This window comes from Streptomyces sp. NRRL WC-3549 (genome assembly GCF_000721935.1).
Classification (GTDB): Bacteria; Actinomycetota; Actinomycetes; order Streptomycetales; family Streptomycetaceae; genus Streptomyces.
Genome location: NZ_KL585457.1, coordinates 9,085 through 9,786 on the forward strand (window position 1 = coordinate 9,085; position 702 = coordinate 9,786).

The window sequence follows — 702 nt, forward strand, 5'->3', positions numbered from 1 at the left end:
GCCGTGAGCCAGACCGTCGTGGAGATGGAACGCGGGTTCCTCTTCCTGATGTCCATCTCGGACGGCTCTTCGCTGGCCGTCCTCGCGCACCCGGAGGCCGACATCGGGCTCGTCGGGTACGAGATGGCCCTTCTCGTCGACCGCGCGGGGACCGTCCTCACCCCCGACCTCCGCGCCGAACTACAAGGCAGTCTGCTCCACTAGGCGGCCATGCGGCAGAGACCTGACACGATCCACCCAGGTACTACCCGAAACCCTCACCCGTCCGGCCGCCCCAGTCCCCCCACCGGCCCTTCCCGACGGCAAGGCGAATACCTGCTGTCACGCCCGGAGGATTCATGACCCCGCCACCCGCCTCACCGGATCCGTACGGCGCGCTGCATCACGCGTCGTACGACGGTGAAGGCGACCAGCCGCTGGTCCGTCCCTACGCCATGACCGGCGGCCGGACCCGGCCGCGCTACCAGCTCGCGATAGAGGCGCTGGTCAGCACCACGGCAGACCCCGCTCACCTCGGGACCCTGCTGCCCGAGCACCAGCGGATCTGCCACCTCTGCCGCGAGGTGAAGTCGGTGGCCGAGGTCTCGGCACTGCTGTCCATGCCGCTGGGCGTGGCCAGGATCCTCGTGGCGGACCTGGCGGAAGCCGGCATGGTGGCCATCCACCAGCCGGGCAACGGAGAGGCCGGCGGCGCGCCGGATG

At 70.2% G+C, this 702-nt stretch carries 2 protein-coding genes; both read left to right on the plus strand.

All coding sequences use genetic code 11. The features are described from left to right. A partial coding sequence (locus tag IH13_RS0135785; protein ID WP_031091266.1) for a roadblock/LC7 domain-containing protein occupies positions 1-204 on the plus strand: 204 nt, incomplete at its 5' end. Positions 205-338: 134 nt separating this feature from the next. After that, positions 339-702: DUF742 domain-containing protein (locus tag IH13_RS0135790; RefSeq protein WP_030084981.1), on the plus strand; the 364-nt coding region annotated here is incomplete at its 3' end.